This window comes from Streptomyces sp. NPDC093149 (assembly GCF_044754145.1).
Lineage (GTDB): Bacteria > Actinomycetota > Actinomycetes > Streptomycetales > Streptomycetaceae > Streptomyces.
This window is the reverse complement of sequence record NZ_JBIVON010000029.1, coordinates 41,434-49,702: the sequence shown is the minus strand read 5'-3', so window position 1 is coordinate 49,702 and position 8,269 is coordinate 41,434. Positions and strand designations below refer to the sequence as shown.

At 68.1% G+C, this 8,269-nt stretch carries 7 protein-coding genes and 2 pseudogenes; 4 read left to right on the top strand and 5 right to left on the bottom strand.

The features are described 5' to 3' along the window. The first annotated feature begins 577 nt into the window (after positions 1-577). The 3 genes and pseudogenes from ACIQCZ_RS38765 (at position 578) to ACIQCZ_RS38755 (ending at position 4,410) form a co-directional block, all read left to right on the top strand. Positions 578-1,789 carry a hypothetical protein gene (locus ACIQCZ_RS38765; RefSeq protein WP_402290310.1) on the top strand — a complete coding sequence of 404 codons (1,212 nt, stop codon included), beginning with the start codon at positions 578-580 and terminating at the stop codon, positions 1,787-1,789. 174 nt (positions 1,790-1,963) lie between these two features. Then, on the top strand, positions 1,964-2,728 hold the full coding sequence (locus ACIQCZ_RS38760) for a hypothetical protein (RefSeq protein ID WP_402290308.1): 765 nt from the start codon (positions 1,964-1,966) through the stop codon (positions 2,726-2,728). 270 nt (positions 2,729-2,998) lie between these two features. Then, positions 2,999-4,410, top strand: a pseudogene (locus tag ACIQCZ_RS38755) (NF041680 family putative transposase). 33 nt (positions 4,411-4,443) lie between these two features. Here ACIQCZ_RS38755 and ACIQCZ_RS38750 read toward each other — a convergent pair. Further along, positions 4,444-4,590, bottom strand: a complete 147-nt coding sequence (locus ACIQCZ_RS38750) for a hypothetical protein (protein WP_402290306.1) — start codon at positions 4,588-4,590, stop codon at positions 4,444-4,446. A gap of 35 nt (positions 4,591-4,625) precedes the next feature. Here ACIQCZ_RS38750 and ACIQCZ_RS38745 point away from each other — a divergent pair. Continuing rightward, positions 4,626-4,748, top strand: a pseudogene (locus ACIQCZ_RS38745) (hypothetical protein); the annotation flags it as partial. 43 nt (positions 4,749-4,791) lie between these two features. On the opposite strand, the gene ACIQCZ_RS38740 reads toward ACIQCZ_RS38745, so the two are convergent. The 4 genes from ACIQCZ_RS38740 to ACIQCZ_RS38725 are packed head-to-tail and all read right to left on the bottom strand — an operon-like array spanning position 4,792 to position 8,145. Continuing rightward, positions 4,792-5,910, bottom strand: a complete 1,119-nt coding sequence (locus tag ACIQCZ_RS38740; protein ID WP_402290303.1) for an HAD-IIIC family phosphatase — start codon at positions 5,908-5,910, stop codon at positions 4,792-4,794. Further along, entirely contained in the window at positions 5,907-7,028 is a 1,122-nt protein-coding gene (locus tag ACIQCZ_RS38735) for an acyl-CoA dehydrogenase family protein (RefSeq protein WP_402290300.1), read from the bottom strand. Before ACIQCZ_RS38735 ends, ACIQCZ_RS38740 begins: the two co-directional genes overlap by 4 nt. Further along, entirely contained in the window at positions 7,025-7,279 is a 255-nt protein-coding gene (locus ACIQCZ_RS38730; RefSeq protein ID WP_402290297.1) for an acyl carrier protein, read from the bottom strand. Before ACIQCZ_RS38730 ends, ACIQCZ_RS38735 begins: the two co-directional genes overlap by 4 nt. Then, positions 7,276-8,145 carry a 3-hydroxyacyl-CoA dehydrogenase family protein gene (locus tag ACIQCZ_RS38725; protein ID WP_402290312.1) on the bottom strand — a complete coding sequence of 290 codons (870 nt, stop codon included), beginning with the start codon at positions 8,143-8,145 and terminating at the stop codon, positions 7,276-7,278. The genes ACIQCZ_RS38730 and ACIQCZ_RS38725 overlap by 4 nt, the downstream gene beginning before the upstream one ends. Positions 8,146-8,269 lie beyond the last annotated feature (124 nt).

The window sequence follows — 8,269 nt, the reverse complement described above, 5'->3', positions numbered from 1 at the left end:
CCGGGCCGCCAACCTGCCCCAGCCCACGAAGTTCGGCACCTCGCAAGCACAGAGTCCCCGTCAGCGAACCGACGACGACTCATGAACGATCGAGGCTAGGACGCGAGCGCAGGCACGCGAACACGAAGTGTCACCATCGCACATGGCGCAGGCCCCTGCCTGGACCCCGCCGGTATCCCCCTTCCGCCAATCCGCGCGAGTTCTAAGCTTGAAATTAAACCCCCACGAAGATCGTTTCTTGGTGGGGGTCGTCGTTCGCCTGACAGCGGGGCGGCCCCTTTGCGTGATCGTGCCTTCTCGCTGAAGTCAACTGTCGATCAATCCCAAGGCCGTGGGGACAGTGTGCAGGGCCAGATCGGACAAACAGTGCACGGGTTACCGACGGCAGCAGGAAACGCGGACCCGGTGCCGGGCGGGCCGCGTACGTGGCGCGGTCCCGGTACGGTGGCGTGGGTTGCCTGGCTGCAGGGCTGGGGCCTGGTCGCGGGACCACAGGCGTGCGTAGAAGTACGCAATTCCGGTCCCGGTGCCCGTCTGAGGTGGGTCGGCGCGGGTGCGGGCGGTTACCGTGCCGATCATGTCTGACGATCTCCACAGCGATCGCGCGGGGAGTGGGGGTGCAATGGTGGGCAAACGGTCGACGAACCCCGGGGCCGGCAACAAACCAGGCTTGTTGCGCTCGCTGCTGGACGACCTGACACACGTGCTGACCGCGTACGGGTGCCCAGAGCGGGATACCGAGCAGCTGGTCCGAGCAGTGGCAGCGACGCATCGCCCCGAAGCGGTGACCGACATCCTCCAGGCGACGCCGCCCGAGCCCGCCGCATGGACCGCCCTCATCGACGGCTACCTGAACCAGGTCGGATCGCGCTACCTGCTCACCGAGGAAGCCACCCCTGCGGACGGCTACACGCCGGACTGGTCGTACACGCTGTGCGGGGGCGTCGAGTGCACCTCGGGTTCGCGTACCGGATGGCTCTTCGGCCCACTCAACGGCAGAACGCTGTGCATACCCGCCGGAAGCAAGGTCAAGGCTGGCGAACAGCTGACCGACGGCATACCTGATCCCCACGACCTGCTGCGCATGTTCGGTCCGCGCCACGCCGTGGCGGCGGTGGGAGACCGGCTGACCGACCTGTGCCCGCTCGACCCCGAGGCAGCGGAACGCATGGTGCAGCCGCTGCTCACGGCTGCAGTCGAGGTCGTTGACGAAGGGTGGTGGCCAGACGGTGGAACGTTTGAGCTGCCCAAAGGATCTCTCTGCACCCTCCGGCGGTTCCGCATCGAAAACGGCCGTGCCATCAGCCACGCGCTGCGCGGTTTGCCATCCTCAGCCGACCCCCGCCTGCACGCCCTGGCGGATATCCGCGACGACGCCGAACGGGCTGACGCCTTCCTCAAACAAAAGCTTTACCGGATCGCACGCGATGCCGGACTATCCATGGGTTCCGGGGCGTGTCGCCGGGTCTACCTGGGATGTACCGATCTCGCCCGCCTCCTCGATCAGGGTGGCGCAATTCCGGCTGATGATCCGGACTTTTTGACGACCGTAGGTCGTGAACTTTCTGAGGTCGGTAGGGCGCTCGGTGTAGAGGCATGTGGCCAAGACGCCTATGAGGCGCTTGCGAGGGCTGGACTTGCGCCAGGCGTAACACCGAGAAGTCTGCGGAAATTGAGCCCCGAACAGATCGCTGGACTCACTTCAGCCCTCGCGGACGTACTCAATGTTGAAGTACCAAGCGAACATGTGCGTGCGGCACTCGAACGAATAAGTTGGCACTGGTCATAACCTTTAGCTTGAAATTGAAGGTTTCCCCTCGGTTCTTCGAGCCCGGGAGATGTCCATTTTTGTTTTGGTGTTTGCTGGCGGGTGCGGGGCCAGTGGTGGTGCCTGGTGGGCGGTCGGGGCCGGGGCGGGTGGCTTTCGGTGCGCCGACGGGAGTGCACAGGGTGTGCCGGAGGCGTGCTCATGATGAAGGGAGCAGTCAATATGGGCTTTGCCATACGTGCAGCTTGGTATGGGACAGACCTCGGCGATGTACGTCCTTGCCGCGGCATCTACGAGCGATATCCCTACGACACCCTGCCGCCTCTGGACAGCTCCCAGTTCACCGGAGAGTTCCAGTGGCTGGGCGGCCTGGGCGGCGAGGTCGACCCCTGGCAATGCGAGAAGATGCAGGCGCTGGACGAGGAACTGGCTGCCAAAGACATGGCGTTGCCGCACGACTTCATCAACTTCTCTATACCGTCGAATCTGCGTGACGCCTTGGGCAAGGTATCAGTGACCGCCGGCTACGGCGGCTCGGATTGGCTGTTGCACAGCCCCATCGAGCATGGCGCGTACCTCTTGCCCATTCGGCTTCATGGATACGCGAACTGGTACTTGTACTGGCGCCCGTCCGGCCACGTGTTCGTCGTCAACTCCCACCTCGACTACGAAAGCGAGTACGAAGCGGAAAGCCTCCCCGCCTACTACAAGCCGGAGAGCGACCTGAGCGACCGCGCCGCCCAGAGAGCTGCGATCTTCTGGTTGCTCCCTCTTTTGAGCACTTCGCCTACCGGTTCTGGCTTGAGAACCGCCTCTGGCGCGCCATCCACGGCAACAGCGCAGAGCCACTCGACTCCGCAATGCAGGCATATCTTGACCATTACAAGAACTCGTCGTCTCACCGGCAGTAAACGGATAAAAGCGCGGCAGAGGTCAACAAGGCGCCGACCGAGCCTATAAAGGGTCTTCGAATTCAGCGGGGGTGCACTTCCGGCCGACTCCGCCGAGTGGTTGCACAGCGCGATTACAGGCGTTGGTTTTCTCGGTTCCGGAAGCCGAAGGCATCACATGCTTCGCGCTTGACGAGCCGATTGTTGCCTTCGAGGCGGCGTTGGTGATCACCAAGATCGTTTATTGGAAGGGTTCGCCGTTCGCCTCACAGCGGAACGGCCTCTGCTTGATCATGTGTTTCCACCAAAGGCCGTGAGGGACAGTTTGCAGCAAGAGACCATGGGGGTCGAGGTGTTGAGCGTGTTGTCCGGGTTTCGCCGCGAGTTCTACAACTGCCTGACCCGGCGGGCTGACGCGTTGTTCGAGGTGGCGGACGCGATGCTGTGCGCGGGCGGCCCGGTGGTGTCGCTGCCGGAACTTTCGCTCGAAGCAGTGCATCGTCGCGGGCACGGCGCGATGTATGACGCGCTGGCCGAGGGCCGCATCGATGTCGCCTGACTGCGGATGACGCTGGACGGGCTGGAACTGCCGCGCGGTGCGGGCGGGCAGATCGCGATCGCGCTGGATGTCACCCCGTGGCCGCGCCCGGACGCGGAATGCTCACCGCAGCGTCTGCACTGTTACCGCCCCTGCCGGTGTGACGGCAAGCGTCAGACCGTCCCGGGCTGGCCGTATCAGGTCGCCGCCGCGCTGGGCGGGGGCCGCTCGTCGTGGACCGCGCCGCTGGACGCCGTCCGTCTCGGCCCGGATGGTGATGCCACGAGCGTCACGGCCGCTCAGATCCGTGATCTGACGGGCCGGCTGGAGCGGGCCGGGCAGTGGCGGAAGGGTGACGTGCCGGTGCTGTTCGTCCTGGACGCCGGCTACGACCTCGTGCGCCTGACCTGGCTCCTGCGCGACCAGCCGGTCCGCCTGCTCGGCCGCATCCGCTCCAACCGCACCTTCTACGGCCCGCCGGGAATGCGCCGTGGGGAGCATCCCGGACGTCCGCCCCGCCACGGCGACGTCCTCCGCCTCACCGACCCCGCCACCCACCCACCCCAGCCCGGGAGACGACCAGCACCCACACCCGTTACGGCACCGTCACCGCTCGCTCCTTCAGCCGGCTGCACCCACGGCCCGAACGCCGCGGCGCCTGGGCCGACCACCCCGGACAGATTCCCACCGTCGAGGGCAGCCTCATCCACCTCACCGTCGAACGCCTCCCGGGAAACCGCGTCCCGAAGCCTGTGTGGCTGTGGCACAGCCACCCCGACACCCTCGACGACATCGACCGGCTCTGGCAGACCTACCTCAGAAGATTCGACATCGAACACACGTTCAGGTTCTTCAAGCAGACCCTCGGCCTGACCCGCCCCCGCCTGCGCCACCCCGAACAAGCCGACCGCTGGGTCTGGTTGATCCTCGCCACCTACACACAGTTACGCCTCGCCCGCCCCCTCGCCGACGACCTCCGCCGCCCCTGGGAACGACACCTGACACCGGACCAGCTCACCCCGGGACGCGTCCGACGAGGCTATCCACGCCTCCGGCGCACACTGGGCACTCCCGCCAGCGCGCCGAAAGCTTCCTGGCCCGGCCCAGGCCGCCCACCAGGCACCACCACCGGCCCCGCACCACGCCACCCCGCCGGCAAACACCGACACAAAACAGACACCCCCCGACCCGAAGAACCGAGGGGAAACCTTTAAATTCAAGCTAAGCTGCTCGGTGAGGCGGTCGGTCTACTCGATGACGCCAGCGACGACTTCGAGCTCGCGCGGGCCCTGCGTGATCTGGGCGAGTCCCACCACGCCCTCGGCGATGACCGGCACGCGCGGCGCACCGCGCGCCGGCACGGCAGCTGGCGAAGTCCTGTGGCGCCAAGCCATTCCTCGACAAGCTGGGCGCGGGCTTCGACGATCTCGTGGAACCGGCGCAGCCGGACGGGATCCGGTCGCTCACGGGCTCGGAGCGCCGGGTTGCGTTCTTGGCGGCCGCCGGGTACACCAACCGCGAGATCGCGCTCAAGCTGTACGTCACGCCGAGCACGGTGGAGCAGCACCTCACCCGCGTCTTCCGCAAGCTCTCCGTCAAACGGCACGAGGAGCTGCCGGTGGAACTGCGTGCGGACCTGCTGCTGCGCTGGTCAGGTCGGGCGAGGTCAGGCTCAGTGTGCTCGGCACGGGACGATGGGCCGGCACGAGATGCAGGCGCTCGACACCGTCGACGCCCGGCGCCGGCAGACCGGCTGCGCAGGCGCACTCGTGCTCGGTGAATCCCGCGAACCGGTAGGCGATCTCCATCATGCGGTTGCGGTCGGTGCGGCGGAGGTCGGCGACGAGGTGCACACCGGCGCGGGCGGCCTGGTCGGACAGCCAGTTCAGCAGGGCGGAGCCGACGCCGAGTGACACGACCCGGCACGAGGTCGCCAGTAGCTTGAGGTGCCAGACCCGCTCGTGCCGGGCCAGCAGCACGATGCCGACGGCGCCGTGCGGACCGAACCGGTCCGCCATCGTCACCACCAGGACCTCGTGGCCGGGATCGGCAAGCAGACCGCGCAGCGTCGCGTCGTCGTAGTGCACGCCGGTGGCGTTCATCTGGCTGGTGCGCAGGGTCAGTTCCGCGACGCGGGACAGCTCCTGCTCGGTGGCGCGCCCGATGGTCATCTCCAGGTCGAGCGTGCGCAGGAATTCCTCGTCGGGGCCGGTGAACTCCGCCCGGCTGGCCTCACGCTCGAACCCGGCGCGGTACATCTGCCGCCGCCGGCGGGAGTCGACGGTGACGACGGCGGGACTGAACTCCGGCCGCCGGACCAGCCCCGTGGCCTCCTCGGCCGGGTAACACCGCACGTCGGCCAGATGATGTGCCACCTCGGCACGCTCGACCGGGTTGTCGTCGATGAAGGCGATCGTGTTGTGCGCGAAGTTAAGCCGCTCGGCGACGGCGCGCACCGACTCCGACTTCGGGCCCCAGCCGATGTGCGGCACCACGAAGTACTCAGCCAGCCCGAACTCCTCCAGCCTCGACCAGGCGTGGTCGTGGTCGTTCTTGCTGGCGACGGACTGCAGAACACCCCGTCCGTCGAGGGTGGTGATCACCTCCCGCACCCACTCGAACGGCCGCACGCCGTCATCCTCGAGCAGGGTGCCGCGCCACAGCGTGTCGTCCAAGTCCCAGATCAGGCACTTCACCATCGGCGTCGCGGTCATTGCCGTCCCCTCACTGTGCCCGCCCGGCCCCGCACGTATTCGGCGAGCAGGAGCTGGCAGATCTCGGTGGTGCCTTCGATGACCTCCATCAGCTTCGCGTCCCGGTACGCGCGGGCCACCACGTGGCCGTCGGACGCGGCGGCGGACGCAAGGAGCTGGACCGCGCGGGAGGCCCCGACGGTGGCCTCGCGGGAGGCAACGTACTTGGCCTGTACCGCGTCGGTGGCAACCTCGGGCGCGCCCTCGTCCCACGACGCGCTGGCGTGCTCACAGGCGCGGGTCGCGATCTGCTCGCCGACGTACAGTTCGGCGAGCAGCCGGCCGACGAGCTGATGCCCGGCGAGTGGAGTTCCGAACTGCTCGCGGCGGCCGGTGTGCTCGACGGCCGCCGCCAGGCACGCACGCAGGATGCCGACACAGCCCCAGGCGACGGACATCCGGCCGTAGGTCAGCGCCGCCGTGACGACCAGCGGGAACGACAGCCCGACCCCGCCCAGCACGTGGTCGGCCGGCACGCGGACGTGGTCGAGGACCAAGCCGGCGTGCCCGGCCGCACGGCACCCGCTGGGGTGCGGCACTCGCTCGACCCGCACGCCCGGCGTGTCCGCGGGCACCACCACGGCGGTGGTGCCGCCCCGGTAGCCGCCGAACACGAGGAGCAGATCGGCGTAGTGGGCAGCGGTGACCCACACCTTGCGGCCGGAGACCACGACTTCGCCGGACCCGCCGTCGGTGATCGTGGTGGTCATCGCGGCGAGGTCGCTGCCCGCGCCCGGTTCGCTGAACCCGACGGCGGCCAGCTCCCCCGAGGTCAGCCGGCGCAGGAAGTGGTCGCGCTGCCCGGCGGTACCCAGTCGGCGGATCGCCCACGCGGCCATGCCCTGCGAGGTCATGACGCTGCGCAGCGAACCGCACAGCTCGCCGACCGCGGCGGTCAGCTCGCCGTTGGCCCGGCTGTCCAGTCCCGCGCCGCCGTGCTCGACGCCGACCTGGGCACACAGCACGCCCAGCCCGCCCAGCTCGGCCAGCAGGTCGCGGGGCAGCTCGCCAGCGACGTCCCAGCCCGCCGCGCGGTCGCCCACCCGGTCGGCGACGAGCCCGGCCAGGTCGTCGCTCACCGCTCGGCTTCCCGCAGCCGCAGCACCAGCGCGGTCATGGCGTCGACGGTGCGGAAGTTGTCCAGTGCGAGATCCGGACCGGCGATCACGATGTCGAAAGTGGACTCCAGGTGCACCACGAGCTCCATGGCGAACATGGACGACAGGCCGCCGGTGGCGAAGAGGTCCGTGTCCCGCGCCCAGGTCTGCCTGGTGCGCTCAGCGAGGAACGCCTGCAGGTGCTCGGCCACCGGCTCGGAGGATGTCTTCACGGTTGTGCCTTCCCGTAGTCGTAGAAACCGCGGCCCGTCTTACGGCCGAGGTGACCGTCGCGGACCTTGTCGAGCAGCAGCTCGCAAGGTGCCGCCCGGTGATCGCCGGTGCGCTCGGCCAGCACCCGCAGCGAGTCGGCCAGGTTGTCCAGGCCGATGAGGTCCGCCGTGCTCAGCGGACCGGTCCGGTGTCCGAGGCATTCGCGCATCAAGGTGTCCACGGCTTCGGCCGTGGCGGTGCCCTCCTGCACGACGCGGGCCGCGTCGTTGATCATCGGGTGCAGGATGCGGCTGGTCACGAAACCTGGCCCGTCCCGGACCACGACCGGTTTGCGCGCCAAGGCGCCGAGCAGCCGGGTGACTGCGGAAAGCGTCGCCTCGCCGGTGCTCGCGCCCCTGACGACCTCGACCGTCGAGATCAGGTACGGCGGGTTCATGAAGTGGGTGCCGATCAACCGCGCCGCGTCCGGCAGGTGTCCGGCCAGCTCATCGATCGGGATCGAGGACGTGTTCGAGACCAGCGGTACCTCGGCGCCGGTCAGTGCGGCGGTCTCCGCGAGCACTTTCGTCTTGAGCGTCAGATCCTCGGTGATGGCTTCGATCACCGCCGTGGCACCGGCCGCGCCGACGAGCGACCCGGTGACGGTCAGCTCGCCGCGCTCGCGGTCCGCCGGCAGCGCGTTCATCAGCTGGGCCATGCGCAATTGCACGGTAACCGCGGCCGGCGCCTGCCGGGCTCTCGCCGCGTCGGTCTCCACGAGTGTGACCGGTACGCCGTGCCCCACGGCGAGCGCGCTGATCCCCAGACCCATCGTGCCCGCGCCGAGAACGGCGAGCGAGAAGTCTTCGACCTCTTCGCGCAACATATGTTTCCTCCACTGGGAACGCTCGGTCAATAGACCGTCCCGCCCTGTTTCTCTTCCCTCGTCTTCAGCATGATCCGCGAGTGTGGCGCTCCCCCTGAATGCCCCCTATTTTTCCCGGAAAAGT